At 63.9% G+C, this 21,678-nt stretch carries 18 protein-coding genes and 3 pseudogenes; 11 read left to right on the top strand and 10 right to left on the bottom strand.

Annotated elements, in window-relative coordinates; translation table 11 throughout:
- Positions 1-109: 109 nt before the first annotated feature.
- Complete coding sequence (locus EH240_RS10145) at positions 110-940, bottom strand: UDP-2,3-diacylglucosamine diphosphatase (protein ID WP_124997711.1); 831 nt, start codon at positions 938-940, stop codon at positions 110-112.
- A gap of 118 nt (positions 941-1,058) precedes the next feature.
- Between EH240_RS10145 and EH240_RS10140 the strand changes: the two genes are divergently transcribed.
- The 4 genes from EH240_RS10140 (at position 1,059) to EH240_RS10125 (ending at position 6,136) form a co-directional block, all read left to right on the top strand.
- Positions 1,059-1,838 carry an SDR family oxidoreductase gene (locus tag EH240_RS10140; protein ID WP_124997709.1) on the top strand — a complete coding sequence of 260 codons (780 nt, stop codon included), beginning with the start codon at positions 1,059-1,061 and terminating at the stop codon, positions 1,836-1,838.
- A gap of 174 nt (positions 1,839-2,012) precedes the next feature.
- Complete coding sequence (locus EH240_RS10135) at positions 2,013-4,337, top strand: NADP-dependent malic enzyme (protein WP_124997707.1); 2,325 nt, start codon at positions 2,013-2,015, stop codon at positions 4,335-4,337.
- A gap of 175 nt (positions 4,338-4,512) precedes the next feature.
- Complete coding sequence (locus EH240_RS40020) at positions 4,513-4,869, top strand: MAPEG family protein (protein WP_206075245.1); 357 nt, start codon at positions 4,513-4,515, stop codon at positions 4,867-4,869.
- A 49-nt stretch (positions 4,870-4,918) separates the two neighbouring features.
- On the top strand, positions 4,919-6,136 hold the full coding sequence (locus tag EH240_RS10125) for a DUF2865 domain-containing protein (RefSeq protein ID WP_124997705.1): 1,218 nt from the start codon (positions 4,919-4,921) through the stop codon (positions 6,134-6,136).
- On the opposite strand, the gene gltX is transcribed toward EH240_RS10125, so the two are convergent.
- A complete protein-coding gene (gene gltX, locus EH240_RS10120) occupies positions 6,054-7,427 on the bottom strand; it encodes a glutamate--tRNA ligase (RefSeq protein WP_124997702.1) in 1,374 nt (457 codons plus the stop codon). The genes EH240_RS10125 and gltX overlap by 83 nt on opposite strands.
- A gap of 722 nt (positions 7,428-8,149) precedes the next feature.
- On the opposite strand from gltX, the gene EH240_RS10115 reads away from it, so the two are divergent.
- From EH240_RS10115 to EH240_RS10100, 4 genes and pseudogenes are all read left to right on the top strand, one after another.
- Positions 8,150-11,926 (top strand): vitamin B12-dependent ribonucleotide reductase, encoded by a 3,777-nt coding sequence (locus EH240_RS10115; protein ID WP_124997700.1) that lies wholly within the window; start codon positions 8,150-8,152, stop codon positions 11,924-11,926.
- Positions 11,927-11,968: 42 nt separating this feature from the next.
- Positions 11,969-12,154, top strand: coding sequence for a type II toxin-antitoxin system HicA family toxin (locus EH240_RS10110; RefSeq protein WP_206075244.1), 186 nt, complete (start codon positions 11,969-11,971; stop codon positions 12,152-12,154).
- Positions 12,139-12,345, top strand: coding sequence for a type II toxin-antitoxin system HicB family antitoxin (locus EH240_RS10105; protein ID WP_124997698.1), 207 nt, complete (start codon positions 12,139-12,141; stop codon positions 12,343-12,345). Before EH240_RS10110 ends, EH240_RS10105 begins: the two co-directional genes overlap by 16 nt.
- A 64-nt stretch (positions 12,346-12,409) precedes the next feature.
- Positions 12,410-12,779 (top strand): annotated as a pseudogene (locus EH240_RS10100) (VOC family protein).
- A gap of 33 nt (positions 12,780-12,812) precedes the next feature.
- Here the strand turns inward: EH240_RS10100 and EH240_RS10095 are convergent.
- The 3 genes and pseudogenes from EH240_RS10095 to EH240_RS40015 form a co-directional block, all read right to left on the bottom strand.
- Positions 12,813-13,340, bottom strand: coding sequence for a DUF2314 domain-containing protein (locus EH240_RS10095; protein WP_124997696.1), 528 nt, complete (start codon positions 13,338-13,340; stop codon positions 12,813-12,815).
- 157 nt (positions 13,341-13,497) lie between these two features.
- Positions 13,498-14,358: pseudogene (locus EH240_RS10090) on the bottom strand (glycoside hydrolase family 25 protein); the annotation flags it as partial.
- 158 nt (positions 14,359-14,516) lie between these two features.
- Positions 14,517-14,658, bottom strand: a pseudogene (locus EH240_RS40015) (glycoside hydrolase family 25 protein); the annotation flags it as partial.
- Positions 14,659-14,951: 293 nt separating this feature from the next.
- Here EH240_RS40015 and EH240_RS10085 point away from each other — a divergent pair.
- Positions 14,952-15,923, top strand: coding sequence for a Tim44 domain-containing protein (locus EH240_RS10085; protein WP_124997693.1), 972 nt, complete (start codon positions 14,952-14,954; stop codon positions 15,921-15,923).
- A 19-nt stretch (positions 15,924-15,942) separates the two neighbouring features.
- Here the strand turns inward: EH240_RS10085 and EH240_RS10080 are convergent, their stop codons facing one another.
- Entirely contained in the window at positions 15,943-16,734 is a 792-nt protein-coding gene (locus tag EH240_RS10080; RefSeq protein ID WP_124997691.1) for a phosphodiester glycosidase family protein, read from the bottom strand.
- Positions 16,735-16,788: 54 nt separating this feature from the next.
- Positions 16,789-17,661: an undecaprenyl-diphosphate phosphatase gene (locus EH240_RS10075; protein WP_124997689.1), complete on the bottom strand. Its 873-nt coding sequence runs from the start codon at positions 17,659-17,661 to the stop codon at positions 16,789-16,791.
- 203 nt (positions 17,662-17,864) lie between these two features.
- Here EH240_RS10075 and EH240_RS10070 point away from each other — a divergent pair, with 203 nt between their 5' ends.
- Positions 17,865-18,770 carry a hypothetical protein gene (locus EH240_RS10070; protein ID WP_124997687.1) on the top strand — a complete coding sequence of 302 codons (906 nt, stop codon included), beginning with the start codon at positions 17,865-17,867 and terminating at the stop codon, positions 18,768-18,770.
- 18 nt (positions 18,771-18,788) lie between these two features.
- On the opposite strand, the gene EH240_RS10065 is transcribed toward EH240_RS10070, so the two are convergent.
- From EH240_RS10065 to EH240_RS10055, 3 genes are all read right to left on the bottom strand, one after another.
- Positions 18,789-19,001 (bottom strand): hypothetical protein, encoded by a 213-nt coding sequence (locus EH240_RS10065; RefSeq protein ID WP_124997684.1) that lies wholly within the window; start codon positions 18,999-19,001, stop codon positions 18,789-18,791.
- Positions 19,002-19,130: 129 nt separating this feature from the next.
- On the bottom strand, positions 19,131-19,526 hold the full coding sequence (locus EH240_RS10060; protein ID WP_124997682.1) for a GFA family protein: 396 nt from the start codon (positions 19,524-19,526) through the stop codon (positions 19,131-19,133).
- A gap of 120 nt (positions 19,527-19,646) precedes the next feature.
- Positions 19,647-19,895, bottom strand: coding sequence for a ParB N-terminal domain-containing protein (locus tag EH240_RS10055; RefSeq protein ID WP_059189249.1), 249 nt, complete (start codon positions 19,893-19,895; stop codon positions 19,647-19,649).
- Positions 19,896-20,037: 142 nt separating this feature from the next.
- Between EH240_RS10055 and EH240_RS10050 the strand changes: the two genes are divergently transcribed.
- Positions 20,038-21,678: a N,N-dimethylformamidase beta subunit family domain-containing protein gene (locus tag EH240_RS10050; protein WP_124997680.1), complete on the top strand. Its 1,641-nt coding sequence runs from the start codon at positions 20,038-20,040 to the stop codon at positions 21,676-21,678.

Raw genomic sequence — 21,678 nt, 5'->3', positions numbered from 1 at the left:
TCACGATCCCTAACATGAGGTAAGGCGCGGCGGAACTGCCTGGATCAATCGATCAGGCTAAAGCTGTTGAAGGACAAGCACTCTCGGAGCCGAGAAGGCGGGAGAGCGCTCAGGCAGCCTTGACCGCCCTGCCCTTGAGATCGACGATATCGACGGGCACCAGCGCACCCTTGCCGGACGCAACCTCGGGCAGCACATGCGCCCAGGTCAGGATTTCCATGCGGCCGTCGAAATGCTCGACCACCGCCGTGCAGCTTTCCACCCAGTCGCCGGTGTTGATGTACTGCACATCGCCGTAGTTTTCGATCGCGGCGTGGTGGATGTGGCCGCATATGACGCCGTCGACATGCGAGCGCCGCGCCTCTTCAGAGAGCACCGTCTGGAACGAGCCGATGAAGTTCACCGCCTTCTTGACCTTGACCTTCGCCCAGGACGAGAACGACCAGTAAGGCAACCCGAGCAGATGGCGCAGCTTGGTCACGGCCCGATTGACCAGCATCGCCGTGTCATAGGCGTAGTCGCCGAGATAGGCGAGCCAGCGCTGGTTGTGCACGACGGTGTCGAACTGGTCGCCATGGATGACCAGCAGACGCCTGCCGTCGGCGGTTTCGTGGATGGCGCGATCGGCAACGACGATTCCGCCGAAATGCACGCCCTGGAACTGGCGCGCGAACTCGTCGTGGTTGCCGGCAATATATGTGATCGAGGCACCCTTGCGCGCCTTGCGCAGCAATTTCTGCACCACGTCGTTGTGGCTCTGCGGCCAGTGCCAGTTGCGCCGCAGGCGCCAGCCGTCGACGATGTCGCCGACCAGATAAATGGTGTCGGCGTCGTGATGGCGCAGGAAATCGATCAGGAAATCGGCCTTGGCCGCTTTCGAGCCGAGATGCACGTCGGAAACAAACATGGTGCGAAAAGTGCGGGGCTCTGGACCGGACATCGCGATTTCCACCTTTCTTTCGCGTGCCTATGCCTCGATTCATGCAACAACCGTATGACGGTTGCGGTTGGTCCAGCCCAGGCGCTAGCTTGCCGCCCTCGAAAAAGGAGAAATCACCATGGATCTCGGCATTCGCGGCAAGAAAGCCATCGTCTGCGCCTCGAGCAAGGGATTGGGGCGCGGCTGCGCGATCGCGCTGGCTGAGGCCGGCGTCGACCTCGTCGTCAATGGCCGCAACGCCGAGCTGTTGGCGAAGACCGCGCAGGAAATCCGCGAAAAATTCGGTGTCGAGGTGATCGAGATCGCCGGTGACGTCTCCAAGCCGGAGGTGCAGAAGGCGTTGCTTGCCGCCTGCCCCAACCCGGACATCCTGGTCAACAACAATGGCGGCCCGCCGCTTCGCGATTTCCGCGAACTCGACCGCGCAAAGATCCTCGAAGGCGTGACCCAGAACATGGTGACGCCCATCGAGCTAATCCAGGCGGTGATCGACGGCATGGCCAAGCGAGGCTTCGGCCGCATCGTCAACATCACCTCGCTGTCGGTCTATGTCCCGATCCCCGGCCTCGACCTTTCGTCCGGCGCCCGCGCCGGCCTGACCTCGTTCCTCGCCGGCGTGGCGCGCACGGTGATCGACCGCAACGTCACCATCAACAGCCTGTTGCCCGGCAAGCTGGACACCGACCGGCTGCGCGGCCCGCATGAGGCCGGCACGCAGGAAGACCCCGCAGCGGCCGCCGCGCGCAAGGCCCGCATCAGCGCCGATGTGCCGGCAAAGCGTCTCGGCACGCCGGAGGAATTCGGCCAGATCTGCGCCTTCCTGTGCTCGATCCATGCCGGCTATCTCACTGGACAGAACATTCCGGTGGATGGCGGCCTCTATGTCAGCGCGTTTTGACCGGATCGATCCCGCGGCGGCCGCCCAGGCCGGAGAGTCTCGCTCCAAACGGCTGAAATAACTTGGCTATTTCAGCTTCGGCAATGTGAACGCCGACAGCGCGATTTGACGTCGCGAAGAATCGTCGCCGCATGCTAAAAGGCTCGAAAGCAGCAAGCGCAAGGAGGGGCCGCGATGGACGGCGAGAGCAGGAAAACGGCCCGGTCGGACCTCGACGAGGCCGCGCTCTTCTTCCACAAGCACCCCACCCCGGGAAAGCTCGAGATCCAGGCGACCAAGCCGCTCGGCAACCAGCGGGATCTCGCGCTCGCCTATTCGCCGGGTGTCGCAGCACCCTGCCTCGAGATCCGCGACGATCCCGCGACCGCCGCCGACTATACCGCGCGCGCCAATCTGGTCGGCGTCGTCTCCAACGGCTCAGCCGTGCTTGGGCTGGGCAATATCGGCCCGCTCGCCTCTAAGCCGGTGATGGAAGGCAAGGCGGTGCTGTTCAAGAAGTTCGCCGGCATCGACGTCTTCGACATCGAGATCGACGCGCCCGAGATCGATCGTATGGTCGAAACGGTGGCGGCGCTCGAGCCGACCTTCGGCGGCATCAATCTCGAGGACATCAAGGCGCCGGAATGCTTTGAGGTCGAGGAGCGGCTGAAGGCCCGCATGGGCATTCCGGTCTTCCATGACGACCAGCATGGCACCGCGATCATCGTTGCCGCGGCGGTGCTCAACGGGCTCGAATTCGCAGGCAAGACGATTGCCGACATCAAGATCGTCACCTCCGGCGCGGGTGCCGCGGCGCTCGCCTGCCTCAATCTCCTCGTCTCGCTCGGCGCCAAGGTGGAAAACATCTGGGTCACCGACCGTTTCGGCGTCGCCTACAAGGGCCGCGTCGAGGAGATGGACCGCTGGAAAGACCCTTATGTGAAAGACACGCAAGCGCGCACGCTGGCCGACGTCATACCCGGCGCCGATGTCTTCCTCGGCCTCTCCGCCGCCGGCGTACTGAAGCCCGAGCTCCTGCAGCATATGGCGCCGAAACCGCTGATCCTGGCGCTGGCCAACCCGACGCCGGAGATCATGCCCGAAGTGGCAAGGGCTGCCCGGCCGGACGCCATGATCTGCACCGGGCGCTCCGATTTTCCCAATCAAGTCAACAATGTGCTGTGCTTTCCTTACATCTTCCGCGGCGCGCTCGACTGCGGTGCCAGCGCCATCAACGAGGAGATGAAGATGGCCGCGGTGCGGGCGATCGCGGCCCTTGCCCGCGAGGAGCCTTCGGATGTCGCCGCGCGCGCCTATTCCGGCGAGACGCCGGTCTTCGGCCCGGACTTCCTGATCCCCTCGCCCTTCGACCCGCGCCTCATCCTGCGCATCGCGCCGGCGGTGGCGAAGGCAGCCTGTGACACCGGCGTGGCGATCCGGCCCATCGCCGACTTCTCGGCCTACATCGACAAGCTCAACCGCTTCGTCTTCCGCTCCGGGCTGGTGATGAAGCCGGTGTTCTCCTCGGCCAAGGCCTCGAGCGCCAAGCGTGTCATCTATGCCGACGGCGAGGACGAGCGCGTGCTGCGGGCGGCACAGGTGGTGCTGGAGGAAGGCATCGCCGAGCCGATCCTGATCGGCCGCCCGCATGTGGTTGAGGTGAGGCTGAAGCGCTACGGCCTGCGCATCAAGCCAGGCGTCGATTTCGGCCTGATCAACCCGGAAGACGACCCGCGCTACCGCCACTATGTCGATCTCCTGATCGAGCTTGCCGGCCGCCGCGGTATAACGACGGAAGCCGCCCGCACCATGGTGCGCACCAACAATACTGTGATCGCCGCGCTTGCGCTGAAGCGCGGCGATGCGGACGCCATGGTCTGCGGCCTCGAGGGCCGTTTCGAGCGGCATCTGCGCAATGTGACGCTGATCATCGGAGCCCGCCCCGGCATCAAGGACCGGGACCTGTCGACGCTTTCGATGCTGATCTCGCAGCGCGGCATCATCTTCCTGACAGACACCCACGTCTCGGTCGACCCGACGGCGGAGGAAATCGCCGAGATGACCGTGCTGGCGGCTGAGGAAATCCAGCGCTTCGGCATCGAGCCGAAGGCAGCGCTTCTATCGCATTCGGATTTCGGCTCGCGCGATTCGCCCGGCGCGCTGAAGATGCGCGAGGCGGCGTCGATCCTGGCGCGCATCGCCCCGGACTTGCAGTGCGACGGCGAGATGCATGCCGACTCCGCGCTGTCGGAGCATCTGCGCCAACGCGTCTACCCGCATTCGCGGCTCAAGGGCGAAGCCAATCTCTTGGTGTTCCCGAACCTCGATTCGGCCAACATAACGCTGACGGCGCTGCGTGCCATGATGGACGCGTTGCATGTCGGGCCGATCCTGCTCGGCACCGACAAGCCGGCGCATATCCTGACGCCTTCGGTGACCTCGCGCGGCGTCGTCAACATGACGGCGCTGGCGGTGGTCGAGGCGGCGCACAAGGCGCAGGCGATCGCCCATTTGGGTTGAAGATGACTCTGGCTGCGAGCACCGATGGCGCTCATTGCAGGTTGGTGGCGGCGATTGCGGCCACGCCATTGCGCTTCGACATTCAAACGCAATAGACGAATGGGCAAATGCGAGGGTTGAATGAGCTTCGAACTAGCCATGCTCGCCGCAAGTTGCGTGCTCTGTTTCATTCACATTGTTCTCACCTCGCATTCGGCGAGCTTTCAGCGAGGTTACCGCTGGACGGCCAGCGCCCGAGACGCCGAAGTCCCTCCGCTCACGGGGATGGCAGGGGCGCCTGGAAAGGGCACTGCGGAGCTTCGTCGAGACATTTCCGGTGTTCGTGGCGGCGGTTTTTCTTGTCCATGCGGTTGGCCACGAAGCCGCGCTCAGCAAATGGGGAGCCGGACTCTATTTTTCGGCCAGGCTGGTCTATCTTCCGCTCTATGCATTCGGCGTTCCCCTACTCCGCTCGCTCGTTTGGAACGTTGCGTTTTTTGGAATCGTCCTGCTTTTGCTGGCATCGGTCTTGCCTTTACTAGGGAACAGTTAACCACGAACACGGTAGCCTTCCGGCCATAGGCAATCGGGGTTTCAGGCGAATGAAAGGCGCGGGGTTGAAGCTGACCCATTTTGCGGCGGTGCTTGCAGCGCTGGCGGGGTCAGCCGTAGCCGTGACCGAGCCGCAAGCAGCCTCCCGCACGTGCCGCCAGCTCGAAGCCGAGCTCGCCGCCACTCGCGGCGGTGGCGGCGGGCCGGGCCTGATCCGCAAATATGACGACGCGATCGCGCGCCAGCGCGACCAACTGGCGAAGGCGCGCAGCCGCGCCGGCGATGCTAATTGCGGCTTCACGCTGTTTTCGCGCAATGTCAGCCAATGCGCGGCGATCAATGCCTCGATTGAGCGTATGAACGCCAATCTCGATACCTTGCAGGCCAAGCGCGAGCGGCTGGCCGGCGGCGGCACGCGGCGCGATCGCAGCCGCATTCTTGCAGCGCTCGACGCCAATGGCTGCCGCGACGACGAGGTCGCGCCGCGTCGCGCGCCTATTCAGGAGGCCGCGCGCGACAGTGGCAACGGCAATCTGTTCGAGCAGCTTTTCGGCCGTAGCGATCAGGAGATCGACACCGATATGCCTGGAGCGCCCGATGTTCCGTCGGACGACCCCAGCGCGCGCAACATCCGCCGCATGATCAACCAGCCGGACGGCATGGATCTGCCGAGGATGAACGGCGAGTTCCGCACGGTTTGCGTGCGCACCTGCGACGGCTATTTCTTCCCGATGTCGAACGCCGCCTCTTACGGCGATTTCGAGCGCGACCAGAAGAATTGCGAATCGAGCTGCCCCGGCACCGAGATGCAGGTTTTTTACACGCATGCCATGGACGATGACGCCGGCAACATGACCTCGTCGGCGACCGGCCGCCCCTACAGCGAGTTGCCGACGGCCTATCTCTACAAGAGCGCGAACTTCTCGCGGCCGCCGCAATGCGGTTGCAACGCCCAGGCTGAAAACTTCTCGATCATCGCCGGCAATCCGCCCAATCCGGAACCGTCGCAGCCCGACCGCGAGGCGAGGCCCTTCATTCCGATGCCGGCCGCCAAGCCCGATCCGGGCGCCGATCCCGAAACGCTCGCAAATGCCGAAGGCGAGCTCGATCGCGAGGCTATCAAGCGCCTGACCACCGAGACGCCGGTATCGCCGGTTTCAGCATTGCCGCCGGAACAGCGCAAGGTCAGGGTCGTCGGGCCAGCGTTCCTTCCCGACCCATCAGCGGCAATAGATCTGCAAGCTCCGGCCCGGAAGAGCGCCCGGTAAGAGCGAGTCGCAGCGGCATGAACAGCGGCTTGCCCTTGCGGCCCGTCGCTTGCTTGATCTTGCCGGTCCAATCCTTCCAGACTGTGCCGTTCCATGGCTCTTCCGGCAGAAGATCGAACGCCTGGTCGAGGAAATCGCGGTCCTCGCCGGAGAACTCCGCCGGCTCCTGCGGGCCGTCGCCCAGGATCCGCCACCAGGCGACCGCATCCGACAAGCGGTCCAGATTGCCGCGCACCGCCAGCCAGAACGGCTCGGCCTTGTCGCCGGAAATGCCGAGCACAATCAGCCGGTCGCGCGCCTCCTCGAACGGCATATGATGCAGCAGCGCCCGGTTGAGCACGAACAGCTCATCCGGGTCGAACTTGGCTGCAGACTTGGACGTCGCCGCGGGGTCGAAGTGCCCGGCAAGCTCGCTGAGGTCATGCGCAGCCGTGACATTCTCCGACGTGCCGACAAGCACCGCCAGCGAAGCAACCGCCATCGGCTCGATGCCGTCCTCGCGCAGGCTTTGAATGGACAGCGCGCCGGTGCGCTTCGACAGTCCTTCGCCAGAGACCGTTGTGAGCAGATTATGGTGCCCGAAGACCGGCGGCTCGGCGCCCAGCGCCTGGAACAGCGCGATCTGCACGCCGGTATTGGTGACATGATCGTCGCCGCGGATAACGTGGGTGACGCCCATCTCGATGTCGTCGACCACCGACGGCAGCGTGTAGAGATAGGTGCCGTCCTCGCGCACCAGGACCGGGTCGGACAGCGAGGCGAGGTCGACGGTCTCCTCGCCGCGCACCAGGTCGTTCCAGCGCACCTCGGTCCGCTCCGGCTGCAGCGGATCGCCGGTGAAGTTCGGCAGCAGGAAGCGCCAGTGCGGCCGGCGCCCGTCGGATTCGTATTCGGCCACCTGTTCCGGGGTCAGCGTCAGCGCCTCGCGGCCATAGACCGGCGGCAGGCCGCGCGTGCGGCGCACCTTGCGGCGAAGATCCAGTTCCTCGGGCGTCTCGTAGCAAGCATAGAGCACCCGCGCCGCCTTCAGCCGCTCCACCGCCGCATCGTAGATCTCGACGCGGCGCGACTGATACTCGGTAGCATCCGGGAAAATACCAAGCCAATGCAGGTCGTAGAGAATCGAATCGGCGAATTCCTGTGTCGAGCGAGCAACGTCGGTATCGTCGAAGCGCTGGATGAAACGGCCCTTGTTGTTCATGGCGAACAGCCAGTTGAACAGCGCGGTGCGCGCATTGCCGATATGGATGCGGCCGGTCGGCGATGGGGCGAAACGAACGGTAACTGTCATGAGCGGGGCGTAGCGAATGCTTTTAGGCTTGACAAGACACGCCCCCGCGCAAGCGCAAGAGATAGTGCAAGCCAGCTAAAATGAAAAGCCGCTCGTCGGGGCCAACCCTCCGGCCACTGGCGAACCGCGCCCAATGACCTCCAGATCCGGGCTTTTCGAGGTGCCTTTCTGTCCCCGTTATCCACATATGTGACACACAACATATTGGGGTCACAAAAGCTACAAAAACGAATCCTTGACGGGTCAGAACGAGTCGCTTTTTATAGGCCATGCGCTTCTGTTTGCGAGCGTGACCGGAGAGTTCAGAGGCCGGTCTTTTTTCCCGGATTTTGTGCGTTTTGCCCGCATTTCCGCCTGTTCAAGAGGTCGGCGGAAGCGTTGGGAATGTAGGGCTTGGGGTGGCGAAAGGGAGAATTGTCGGGCTGGAAAAAATGATCTGTTAACACTATATTTAGTGTTTGCAGGCAGGCTCGACCCTAGATAGTGTGAACCTCCCTCTACGGAGGGAATCGATCAAAGTTTCAGTTGAGGGACCCGCAGGGTCGGTCTGCAGCCTGGGCAAGATGCTTGGGCAAGGCGTTTTGTCGTCTGCATGCCGGCGCCCGCGACCAGGACAATGCCGGCATGCCTTGCGTGCCGGCAAACGGCGGACCGCGCTTATCGCCTTTTGGGCAGAAATCCCTGGGGAAAAGCGCTATATGTAGATAAAGAGGACCGGACCAATGCGCATCGAGCGTCGCTTCACCAAGCCAGGACAATCTGCTTACGCTGAGATCGAATTCCGCAAGGCCCTGTCGGAGATCAAAAATCCCGACGGCTCGGTGGTGTTCCGCTTGGACAACATCGATGTGCCGGCCCAGTTCAGCCAGGTCGCGGCCGACATCCTGGCCCAAAAGTATTTCCGCAAGGCCGGTGTGCCGGCACGCCTGAAGAAAGTCGAGGAGAACGATGTCCCCTCCTTCCTGTGGCGCTCCGTTGCCGACGAGGCCGAGCTCGCCAAGCTCCCCGAAGCTGAACGCTATGGTTCGGAAACCGATGCCCGCCAGGTCTTCGACCGGCTGTCCGGCACCTGGACCTATTGGGGCTGGAAGGGCGGCTACTTCAAATCGGAAGAAGACGCGCGCGCTTTCCGCGACGAGCTTGCCTATATGCTCGCTACCCAGCGCGTCGCGCCGAACTCGCCGCAGTGGTTCAACACCGGCCTGCACTGGGCCTATGGCATCGACGGCCCGAGCCAGGGCCATTTCTATGTCGACCCCTTCACCGGCAAGCTGACCAAGTCGAAGTCCGCCTACGAGCATCCGCAGCCGCATGCCTGCTTCATCCAGGGCGTGCAGGACGACCTCGTCAACGAGGGCGGCATCATGGACCTGTGGGTGCGCGAGGCGCGCCTGTTCAAATACGGCTCCGGCACTGGCTCGAACTTCTCGATGCTGCGCGGCGAAGGCGAAAAGCTGTCGGGCGGCGGCCGCTCGTCCGGCCTGATGAGCTTCCTCAAGATCGGCGACCGCGCCGCGGGCGCCATCAAGTCGGGCGGCACGACGCGCCGCGCAGCCAAGATGGTCATCGTCGACGCCGACCATCCCGACATCGAGGAATTCATCGACTGGAAGGTCAATGAAGAGCAGAAGGTCGCCTCGCTGGTGACCGGCTCGAAGATCGTCAAGAAGCATCTCGAAGCGATCATGAAGGCCTGCGTCAATTGCGAAGGCCATGACGACGACTGCTTCGACCCGGCCATCAACACCGCGCTGAAGCGCGAGATCAAGGCGGCCAAGAAGGACGCCGTGCCGGAGAACTACATCTACCGCGTCATCCAGTTCGCCCGTCAGGGCTACACCTCGATGTCGTTCAAGACCTACGACACCGACTGGGATTCGGACGCCTATCTCACCGTCTCCGGCCAGAACTCCAACAATTCGGTGTCGCTGCAGGACAATTTCCTGCGCGCCGTCGAGGCCGACGGCGACTGGCAGCTCACCGCCCGCAAGGACGGCAAGGTCCTGAAGACGCTGAAGGCGCGCGACCTGTGGGAAAAGATCGGCTACGCCGCCTGGGCGTCGGCCGATCCGGGCCTGCACTTCAACACGACCATGAACGACTGGCACACCTGCGCTTCGGCCGGTGCGATCCGGGCCTCCAACCCGTGCTCGGAATACATGTTCCTCGACGACACGGCCTGCAACCTCGCCTCGATCAACCTTTTGCCCTATCGCAAGGCCGACGGCACGATCGACATCGCGGCTTACGAGCACACGGTGCGGCTGTGGACCATCGTGCTCGAAATCTCGGTGATGATGGCGCAGTTCCCGTCGAAGGAGATCGCCAAGCTCTCCTACGAGTACCGCACGCTCGGCCTCGGCTACGCCAATGTCGGCGGCCTGCTGATGACCTCGGGCATCCCCTATGACTCCGACGAGGGCCGCGCCATCTGCGCAGCACTCACCGCTGTTATGACCGGCGTCGCCTACTCGACCTCGGCCGAAATGGCCTCCGAGCTCGGCGCCTTCCCGGACTATGACCGCAACGCGCAGAACATGCTGCGCGTCATGCGCAACCACCGCCGCGCCGCCTATGGCGACAAGGACGGCTACGAGAAGCTCGCCGTCAATCCGGTGTCGCTGGTCGCTTCCGACCTCAAGCAGCAGGCGCTGGCCGAGCACGCCCGCGCCGCCTGGGACCGCGCCATCGAGCTCGGCGAGGAGCACGGCTACCGCAACGCGCAGGCGACCGTGATCGCGCCGACCGGCACGATCGGCCTGGTGATGGATTGCGACACCACCGGCATCGAGCCCGACTTCGCGCTGGTTAAGTTCAAGAAGCTCGCCGGCGGCGGCTACTTCAAGATCATCAATCGCGCCGTGCCGGAAGCCCTGCGCACGCTGGGCTACTCCGAAAGCCAGATCGCCGAGATCGAGGCTTACGCGGTCGGCCACGGCAACCTCAACCAGGCGCCGGCCATCAACCCGTCTTCGCTGAAGGCCAAGGGCTTCACCGACGAGAAGATCGCGGTGCTGAACGCGGCGCTGAAGTCGGCCTTCGACATCAAGTTCGTGTTCAACCAGTGGACACTGGGCGCCGACTGGGTGAAGGAGACGCTCGGCTTCACCGACGAGCAACTCGGCGACCTCTCCTTCGAGATGCTGCCTGCGCTGGGCTTCTCCAAAAAGGAGATCGACGCGGCCAACATCCATGTCTGCGGCGCCATGACGCTCGAAGGCGCGCCGTTCCTCAAGGCCGAGCATCTGCCGGTATTCGACTGCGCCAGCCCCTGCGGCAAGATCGGCAAGCGCTCGCTTTCGATCCAGAGCCACATCCTGATGATGGCGGCGGCGCAGCCCTTCATCTCGGGCGCCATTTCCAAGACCATCAACATGCCGAACGAGGCGACGGTCGAGGACGCCAAGAACGCCTACATGCTGTCGTGGAAGCTGGCGCTGAAGGCCAACGCGCTTTATCGCGACGGCTCGAAGCTCTCGCAGCCGCTCAACGCCTCGCTGCTCGCCGATGACGACGAGGATGAGGACGAAGCGGTCGAGCAGCTGATCGCGGCACCCGCCGCGCAGCGCGCCGTGCAGGTGACGGAAAAGATCGTCGAGCGCGTTATCGAGCGGCTCTATCGTGACCGCGAGAAGCTGCCGAACCGCCGCAAGGGTTATACGCAGAAGGCCGTCGTCGGCGGCCACAAGGTGTATCTCAGGACCGGCGAGTTCGACGACGGGCGCCTCGGCGAGATCTTTATCGACATGCACAAGGAAGGTGCTGCCTTCCGCGCGATGATGAACAACTTCGCCATCGCGATTTCGCTCGGCCTGCAATACGGCGTGCCGCTCGATGAATATGTCGAGGCCTTCACCTTCACCAAGTTCGAGCCGGCCGGCATGGTGCAGGGCAACGACGCGATCAAGAACGCGACGTCGATCCTCGACTACGTGTTCCGCGAGCTTGCGGTCTCCTATCTCGGCCGCCACGACCTCGCCCATGTCGACCAGTCGGATTTCGACAAGACAGCACTTGGCCGCGGCATCACCGAAGGCAAGGCGACGCCCTTCTCCAAGGGCCTCTATCGCGGCGCCTCGCCGGTGAAGCTGGTGTCTGGCATCGGCAGCGAGCCCAAGGGCTTTGGCGGCTCGACCCCGACGACGGCCCCTGCCCGCGCAGCGCCGACCGCCTTTGCCGGCTCCAACGTGCTGGCGCTGAAGCCGGCGAGCGACGAGGCGATCGCCTACAAGCGCGACTATGAAGACCGCGCCAGGGAACTGGCCGAGGAGATGGTGGAACAGGAAGCCGAGGCCGCCGGCGGCGCCGAGGCGCTCTTCACCGACGCCGCCGCCAACGAGGCCGCCGAGGCAAAGAAGCTCGCCGCCACCAGGCGCCAGCAGTCGTTGCTCCAAGGCTACACCGGCAACGAATGCTCCGAGTGCCACAACTTCACCATGGTGCGGAACGGCACCTGCGAGAAGTGCGACACGTGCGGGTCGACGAGCGGGTGCAGCTGAGACCCGATGCCGCCCCTGGGCTGAGTCCGCGAAGTCATTCGCATGCTGGAAGCCGATGGCTGGTATTTGGTTGCAACCAAAGCCAGCCATCGCCAATATAAGCATGACATCAAAGCCGGCCGCGTCACCGTGGCCGGCAAGCCGTCTGAAGAGGTTGCGCCAGGAACATTTGAACAGCATCCTCAAGCAGTCCGGACTAAAGGAGTGATGGCATGCGTTACGCCGTAGTCATTGAGAAAGCGGGAAACAATTTTTCCGCCTATGTGCCGGATCTGCCTGGCTGCATCGCCACCGGTGCCACGGTCGCTGAAGTGGAAACCGAAATCCGGGATGCAATTCGCTTCCATATCGAGGGCTTGCGCGCTGACGGGCTGGATGTGCCGAAAGGCGTCAGTCTGGCGGAATACATAGAGGCATAGCCACATCGGCCATCTCCGTTGTGAGTGGCCGCATTAGCTTGGTCGCGATTCTGCAAGACAATCCATGATCGACCACATCACCATCGAAGTGAGTGACCTCGATAAGAGCAGGCGCTTCTACGAAAAGGCCTTTGCGCCGTTGGGCTACAGCCTCTCCTTCGGTGGAGGTCGTGTTCTGGGCCTTCGATGTCGGCAATGGCTGCCTGTTCGAGATCCAGCGCACGGGCGAGAAGCCGCCGCTCACGCATCTGCACGTCGCGTTTCGGGTGAAGAGCAAGGCGGAGGTTGATGCGTTCTATCGGGCGGCGCTCGAGGCGGGCGCGAAGGACAATGGCCCGCCCGGCCCGCGTCCGGATTACGCGGAGAATTACTACGCCGGCTTCGTGCTCGATCCTGATGGGTACAACATCGAGGCGATGATCAACGAGGCGTAGCGCACGCCCACAAGGGGAGAAGGGAAAGCGCGCTCAATCCTTGAACGCAATCCCGTACTTTGCCGCCTGTTCCTTCGGCATGTCGGCAAACGCCTGGCGCACGGTGTAGCCGCCATAGACTTCGCCACCATTGCGGATCATCCAGTCCTCGACATCGGCCTCGGCCACCGTCATGCGGTCGCCCATCTTGTACTGATTGCCGTTGACCGGTTCGTCGGCAAGCAGGCCGACGAAATGGCCGTCGCTAAAGCCCACAAGCTGCATCCAGATATGCTCGGTGGCGCCGTTCTGGGTCAGCGGGAATTTCACCGTGTAGGTGCCGGGCGTGCCGGCGGCCATCAGCTTATGGAACCGCGGCAGCGTCGAACGGCCCTTCGCCTTGGCGTTCTGCATCGCCTTGTCGCCGGTGTAATAAGCGACGACATTTTCCTTCACCGGGCGCGGCGCCGTCGGTGAGGCGCCGGGCGCGGCCTCCGGGATAGCGACCGGCTTGTTGCCCGGGCCGAAGAACCCGTAGCCGACGGCGGCTGCGAACACGATTGCCAGAACTGGATTGCGCATCGGCCCCTCCAAACGCGATCACGGCTACGTTACCGGAAAGCCGTTGCCGCACCGCTAAGAGGCAGGGTGAGCGGATTGTTAGCGAAATGCTGAAATTGCCGCCGATCGCCGGTCAGACAAAGGCAGCCGCCGGAGTCAGAACCCGAAGCTGATCCGCCTATTCCGCGTCAGCCACCATCTGCCCGCCTCCCAGCCACGCGCGCCACTGCCGCTCGTCGCCGTGGAAGACGTTGAGGTCGATGCGACCGCTGACGCCGCGCGATAGGCCGGAGCCCGAATATTGCCAGAACAGCCACCTGCGGCCCGGATAGACCCTTGACGGGTGCGCGGCCACCGCGCGCAGCCAGAACGGATAGTCGAGGAAGGCGCCGCGCAGATTGTCGCGATAGAAGTCGGGGCTGGTGTAGATGATGGGCCGCTGGCCGTAGTAGCGCTCCAGCTTGTCCATGAACACCTGCATCTTCTCCAGCACTTTTTCGCGCGACGGCCTGCGCCTGCAGGAGGAGTCGCCGTTCCACTCGACGTCGATCACCGGCGGCAGCGCGCCCGCGACCCGCGGCACGTTGCGGATGAACCAGTCGGCCTGCTCGCCGGCGGTGCGGCACCAGTAGAAGAAATGATAGGCGCCGCGCTTCAGCCCGGCGGCGTTCGCGCCGCGCCAGTTCTTCGCGAACATCGGGTCGAGATGGTCCCCGCCGTCGGTCGCCTTGATGTAGGCGAAGTTGGCGCCCTGGCCGCGCAGCTTCTGCCAGTTGATGTTGCCTTGCCAGCGCGAGACGTCGACGCCGTGGACGGCAAGATGCCGGGGCGAAGAGCGGCCAAAATTGATCGGCTTGGCATCGCGGAAGGCATAGCGGGTGACCGGGCTGGCCAGCATCGCGGGCGCGGCGCGCGACAGCCGCCTCGGCGTCGAGACCAGCGCCGCCTCCTCCACCGGCGGCTCGACGCTGTCCGGCAGGTCGGGTGCTGGGAACGCCACCGTCTCTTCCTCGGCGAGGCCGAAAGGACGCGAATTCTCGTCGTCGGGACGCGCATTCTCGTCGTCAAGGCGCGAATTAACGTCGCCGAGGCGCGCATTCTCATCGCCAGGCAGCGGCGCCGGCGGCCTGATGCGGGCGGTGCCCGACATCGACGCGGTCTCGACGGTTGTCTCGGTATCGGCCGCCCTCACGGCCTTCGTCACCGGGGCGCTCGGCCGCACGACGGAGCTGGTCGTCTCGCTGGACGGCATCTGCAAGGCATCGACGCCCGACGTGGACGAGCAGCCGGCAAGGCAAAGCGCTGCGAGCACGAAACTGACGACGCCGAAGAACCGCATCTTGACCTGTACGCAAAACAAAACAGACCGAAGGCAGGAACGACGCCGCCGGAAGCCCCATTCCTAATGAGAAATTACCAACAAAGTTTGAATCAAAATTTACTTTTGGTCCGGCAGGGCGATTCGCGGCTGGCCCCGCCGTGAATCCCGAAGCCGCAAGGCCTTGATTGGACGGTTGCAGGCCCCGCTACAACCGACGTCTTGAAACACATGGTCTAACCCTGCCCCAATTCATACCCATATAGGGGCTCGCTAGATGCATTTGAAACGCTCCGACCCAGGGACTGTCACCAATGTCAAAATCACGGACGACCAAGGTCGCGTCGATCTTCCTGATCCTGCTGATGGCGCTTGGCAGCGCGTCTATAGGCCCGGCCGAGGCGCGCATGGGAGGCAGTTTCGGCAGCCGCGGCAGCCGGACTTTCCAAGCCCCCGCCCCGACGAACACCGCACCCTATACCGCGCCCGTGAGGCGCTCGATGTCGCCGAACACCACCCAGTCGATCCCGCCGGCGCAATCGTTCCCCGGCCGGGCGCGCCCGGGATTCTGGAACGGGTTTGGCGGCGGCCTTGTCGGCGGGCTGGTCGGCGGACTGCTCTTCAACGGCCTGTTCGGCATGATGCTCGGTCATGGCTTCGGCGGCATCGGCGGCGGCTTCAGCTTCATCTTCCAGCTGCTGCTGATCGGCGGGCTCATCATGCTGGCGATGCGATTTTTCGGCCGCGACAATGCCGCGCCGGCCAATATGAGAAGCTCCGGCTTTCCCTTCGGCCGGCAAGGCTGGGGAGGCACGCAACCCGGCTATCGGTCCGGCACGCAGGGCTTGGGCGCGACCGGCGCATCCGGCGCTGACGAAATCGGCATCACGGACACCGACCGGGACGCGTTCGAACGTATCCTCGGCGACGTGCAGGCCGCGTTCAGTCGCGAGGACCACCAGGGATTGCGAAGGCTGACGACGCCCGAAATGGTTTCCTACCTCTCGGAGGAACTGGCGGACAACGCGACGCATGGCCTCAAGAACGACGTGACAGATCTTGAGCTGCTGGAAGCCGACATTGCGGAGGCGTGGCGAGAGGGTTCGCGCGACTACGCCACCGCGGCGATGCGCTGGTCGGCCATCGATGTCATGCGCAACCGCCGGACCGGCGCCGTCGAAAAGGGCGATCCAAACAAGCCGATCGAAACGACCGAACTGTGGACTTTTACCCGCGAACCCGGCGGACCTTGGCTGCTGTCCGCAATCCAGGACGCATCCAACTGAATCGAAGGCACCGCGGCGCCTATCGGCCTCGCCTGAACACGCCGATCATCGGTCCCAGATTCCAGAAATCGTCGTTGCGGCCGATCGCCGGCGCGTAAAGGCTGGAGATCGAGCCGTCGAGGAACAGCGCGTTCGGGCAGCCGAGCTCGTCGCGGAACAGCCGCGCGAATTCGTGGAAAGTCACGACGTCGTTCGAGATGGCGAAGACGGCAACGCCGTCGGCACGCACGCCGACGCCGTCGCGGATTTTTCGCGAGGAGCTGCCGGCCTGGAATTTCGGATGCAGCTTGCCGTCGATGACCAGCATCGGCCCGGACTGGGTGGCGTAATCCACCTTTGGCGGACGCTTCAGATAATCCTTCGTCGCGCGAACGCCGGCCTTGCCGCCGCCAAGATAGAAGATGCCGTTCGGCTGCATGGAAAAATTGCCGGTGCCGGTGCCGATCTTCGCCGACGCGATCTGCTGCCCTCGCTCGACATAGAGCCCGACCGGCGCGAGATTGGGATGGTACATGCCGGCATTGATGCCGAAGAGCATGGTGCGCCCGACAGCCCGCTGCGCAGTTCGAAGATTGTGCAGCGACTGGTAGAGCTTGCCGTCGGGGTCCTTCCAGAACAGCTCGATCGAATAGTGTTTCGGATCGGCCTCGCAGACGAGATAGGTCGCGCTCTCGAAGGTGTGGTCGCGGCACGGCGGCAGCGCCGCCAGCCACTGGCCAAGACCCATGCCCGTGCCGACGGCGGCCGGCAGCGCCGATTTCACCAGCGTCGCCAGCAACGGCACGGATTGCAGCAGCGTCACCAAATCCATCTGGGCACCCGAAGCGAAGGTCAGGTGCTGGTATAGCGGATTCGCTGGATCGCTCTAGCTCAGCCAGCCGATTGCGACGCCGACAAGCAGCACGATGCCGAGCAGGCCGCGATAGATGACGAAGGGCCAGGCGGAAAAGCGCTCGAGCACGCGCATCAGTCCCCATATGGCGAAGAAGGCCGAGATCGAGGCGACGACGAGGCCGACGGCCAGGACCGACCAGCCATAGGCACCGAGGTGGATCTTGTGCAGCTCCCAAAGCTCCTTCAGGCCGGCAAGCGCGATCGCCGGCAGGCCGAGCAGGAAGGAGAGCCGCGCCGCCTCTGGCCGGGCGTAGCCCAGACCCAGCGCCGCCGTCAGCGTAGATCCCGAACGCGACACGCCGGGAATGAGCGCGCCGACCTGGGCAACGCCGACGAGCAAGGCGTCGAGCACAGAGACCTTGTCGAGCGTCAGCCGGTGGCTGGCATAGATTTCGGACAGCGCAAGCAGCACCGCCATAACGATGCAGGCAGAGCCGATCACGGCCAGCCCGCGCAGCGGCGAATTGCAGGCATTGAGCACGCTGGATAGCGCAAGGCCGGCCATGATTATCGGAACGGTCGCAAGCACGATGCCGATCGCCAGGCGGAAGTTGCGGTTAGCGTAATCGCGTCGCGCGAGCGCCGACAGCGAACCCGCCGCGACTTCCCTGATATCGCCCCAGAAATAGCTTATCACCGCGGCCAATGCCGCAAGCTGCATGGCGGCCGAGAAGGCGGAACCGGGATCCTGCCAGCCGAGCACGGCGGGCACGATGCGCATATGCGCCGTCGAAGAGATCGGCAGCAGTTCGGTGATGCCTTGCACGATGCCGAGAAACGCCACCTTGGCATAACCCAGGCCGACAAAGCCGGTGTCCAGTCCCTGCGTGCAAACGTCGGTCATCCCAGTCCTTTTCCCAGAGCCCCAGTCGTTTTCAGGGCGAAGTCAATCGTCATTCCGGAAGTCCCTCGAGACAGGCTTAGCCGCACGATCCCGTGAATCCAACTCACGGATTTGTAAGGTGCCGCTAATCCTGCTTGACAACGGGCGAAGTCATATTATTCTTCGCTAATCTTACACTGTAAGGTAATCGGAGGAGGACCACCATGTCGACCGCCGCCCTCTCGGAACTACAGCCGCCGCCGGAGCCGCACCAGCCGGAAATCGGGATCGAGGAGGTCGCGCGCGATATGAGCCGCGCGATCGAGCACGCCGAGGTCAATGCGTGGCTCGACCTTTACGACGCTGCGCCCGCGGATTTCGCGGCGCGGCACGGCCTGTCGATCGCTCGCGACGGCGACCTCGTCTGGACCACCTGCACGACGATCCCGTTCATCCATTTCAACTGCGTGAAAAACATCGGCGTGGACGGCCCTGCCACGGAGGCCGAGGTCGACGCGCTGCTGGCGCATTATCGCGCGGCCGGCATCTTGCGGCCGTGGTTCTATACCAGCCCGCATACCGAGCCGTCGCGGTTGAGATGTTGGCTGGAGGCGCGCGGGCTGCAGCATCAGAGCGGCTGGGAACGCATCTTTCGCGATGCGACGCCGCTGGCGGCCGAACCGCTGTTCCCGGCCGACGATCTGTCGGTCGAAGAGGTTACGCCTGAAACGGCTCCCGAATGGGCTTCCTTCATCGATGGCAAGTACAGGCTGCCCACCTCGCCTTGGCTCCTGGCACTGGTCGGCCGCAAAGGCTGGCATCACTACATGCTGAAGCGAGACGGCGCGGTGGCCGCGGTGCGCTCCCTGTTCATCTCAGACGGCACCGCCTGGAGCGGCATCGACGCGCCGGTGCCGGGCATCATGGCGCCGAGCTTCGATCTCGACGCCATGCTTGGCGAAAGGCTGGTCCGCGACGGCATCGCCGCCGGCGCGAAACTGTTCGTCGCCGATATAGAGGCGCCGCGCCCCGAACGCGACGGCCCGGCCTACCGCAACTACGCGCGGCTCGGTTTCAGGATTGCTTATTTGCGCAGCCATTACAGCTATTTGCCGGCGCATTCGAGCTGACGGAATGAGAGCACGGCCCTAGCGGTACAGCCATTGCTTCAGGCAGCTTGTGGCCACCACATGCGCCGGCGGCACCATCATCCGATCGGTGCGGGAATCATCGGCCGCCCTGTCGCGAGCCTTTTCCAAGAGCATGCGCAGCTCGGCCGGGCGCACGCGGTCGCGCGCCATCACGAGTTGGATCATCGGGTCGTTCAAAAGCTCGTCCAGGGAATTGATGCTCTCGCTCATCCGTCGCCTCCTCGATGCCTTCCCGCATGGCGCTTAAATAGGCAGCCAATGATGGCCCGCCAATGACGCTTTGCCGGCTATCTCGTGAATCGAAGATGAAATTTTTGTGCAGGCTTGGCCCGAAATGAGTCAGGCTGGCGGCGCGCCTTCATATTGCGGCAGACCGTCATCAAGTTGCACCCACGGTTGCATGGAAGCGGTCCAGAAATGCATGTCGGGCTTGAACACGGACGGATCGTCGAGCGAGCCGGACGTGATGCCGAGGATGCCCCTGGAATCGCGGCGTGAAAACATCGTCGTGCCGCAGGCCGGGCAGAAGCCGCGCTTGAGATCGGGCGAGGAATTGACCGTCGCCACCAGCCCCTCGATGGTCACGTCGTCGATACGGTACAAGAGCCGCGCATTGAAGGCGGCGCCGATCGCCTTCTGGCAGATTCGGCAATGGCAGACGCGTTCGTTGATCGGCTCGGCCTCGGCGCGATAGCGCACCGCGCCGCACAGGCATCCGCCCTGGTATTTCGTCATAGCAAGCACCTGCTTATTGGAAGCCAGGCACGGGTAATAGCGGCCGGCATCGCAGCGTCAATTGAAAAGCTTTGATGGGATGCGATCGGTTGTCGTGATACAGCAACAAATAGGATTGCGTCAGTGGCGTCGCGCCTGGACGAGATAGGCGTCGATCTCGGTCTCGCCCAGCCATTTGGCGGCCTCGAGCCGGTGCAGCCCTTCGACCAGGACATGGCGCTTACCGTCGTGGCGCACCTGGATCGGCGTCTTCATGCCGTTTTCGAGAATGTCCTCGGCGAGATGGCGCACGGTCTCGGGATGCAGCGTCTTGCGCCGCGCCGTCGGCACGTAGATGTCGTCGACCTTGACCTTTTGCACGCGCAGCATCTTGGCTCCCGGTCCTGAAACATCGCCTCGGCATGACATAGTCTGTTTGCCGGATACGGCCAAGCGCCTGCTGGCCCGATTGTTTCCATTTGACGCTTGACCGGCCAATGGTCTCAATGGCGGCCTCTTGGTCTCGGGTTTCATGACGCAACTGCCTAACGAATTTCCCGATTTCGGACTGACGCCCGAGCAGCGCCGCGAGGCGGTGCGCGGTCACTATTACGAATGGCCGGGAATCGATGGCTCGAGCGGCGAGATCTGGTGCTACGGCGACCGCTTTTCCTATCGGCCAGGCGAGACAGTGGTGCTTCATATCAGCTCGACGGCGCCGCGATTCAGCATCCACATCGTCCGCGACGGCCGCGTCGAAACCAAGGTCTTCGAAAAGACCGGCCTGTCGGCGCGTTGGCAGGATACGCCGGACCAATGCTCGGTCGAGGGCTGCGGCTGGGAAGCCTCGTTCGAATTCCGCATCGGTGACGACTGGTCGTCAGGCGCCTATCGCGTCACGCTCTCGGCCGAAGGCCGCGACGGTCAGCCGATCCAAAGCCATCATCTCTTCATCGTCGCGCCCCTGCCCGGCCGCAAGCCCGGTCGCGTGCTGCAGGTCGCGGCGACCGGCACATGGCTCGCCTACAACACCTGGGGCGGCTCCAACCACTATCAGGGCATCACCGGCCCGAACCGCGACCAGTACGCGACGATGGTTTCGACGCAGCGCCCCTGGTGCCGCGGCTTCGTCGTGTTGCCCAAGGACGCGCCGCGCGTGCCGCTGGAAGTCGCGGTGCCGCCAAAAACCGTGCCGCGTTATCCGCATATGGAATGGGCCTTCGCCACCGGCCATTCGAAGAAATACGCCTCGTCCGGCTGGGCAAGCTATGACAGCCATTTCTTCCGTTTCGCCGAGCGCACCGGCTATCAGATCGATCTCGCCAGCCAGCACGAGCTGCACTTCTCGCCCGAAATCCTTGACGGCTACGACTGCGTCGTCTTCGTCGGCCATGACGAATACTGGACCTGGGAGATGCGCGACGCGGTCGACGCCTATGTTGAACGCGGCGGTCATGCCGCCCGTTTTGCAGGCAATTTCATGTGGCAGACAAGGCTGGAGGACGAAGGCCGCCGCCAGGTCTGCTACAAATACCGAGCGCGTGCCGAGGACCCCGCCTATCGCGGCGACGACGTCACCCGCGCCACCAATTCCTGGGAAGCGCCCGAGATCGGCCGCCCCGGCAGCGCCACCTTCGGCCTCAACGCGACCAGGGGCGTCTATGCCGGCTGGGGCGGCTGCGCGCCGCGCGGCGTGCGCGGCTTCCCGGTCTACCGGCCCGAGCACTGGGCCTTCGCCGGCACCGGCATCTACTATGGCGACCTGCTCGGCGCCGACAGCCATGTCTACGGCTACGAGGTCGACGGGCTCGATTTCGAGATCCGCGGCGGTCTGCCCTACCCGACCGCCACCAGCGGCGCGCCGGACGGCTTGCAAGTGCTTGCCGTCGGCATGGCGAGCCAAGTCGAGGAAAGCGCCGACATCCCGATCGAAGACCAGTTCCTCACCGACGAGGACGGCCGCTTCACCGCCGAGACGCTGTTCGGCGAGGCAAGCGACGCCAATCTCGACAAGGTCAAGCGCGGCAATGGCATGATCGTCAACTTCCCGCGTGGCAAGGGCGAGGTCTTCCATGCCGGAAGCTGCGAATGGGTCGCCGGACTGCTAAGGCAGGACGCCATGGTCGAACGCGTGACGAAAAATGTTCTCGACCGCTATCTCGGAAAGTCCTGA

The organism is Mesorhizobium tamadayense, assembly GCF_003863365.1.
GTDB lineage: Bacteria > Pseudomonadota > Alphaproteobacteria > Rhizobiales > Rhizobiaceae > Mesorhizobium > Mesorhizobium tamadayense.
This window is presented reverse-complemented; position numbering and strand designations above follow the sequence as displayed.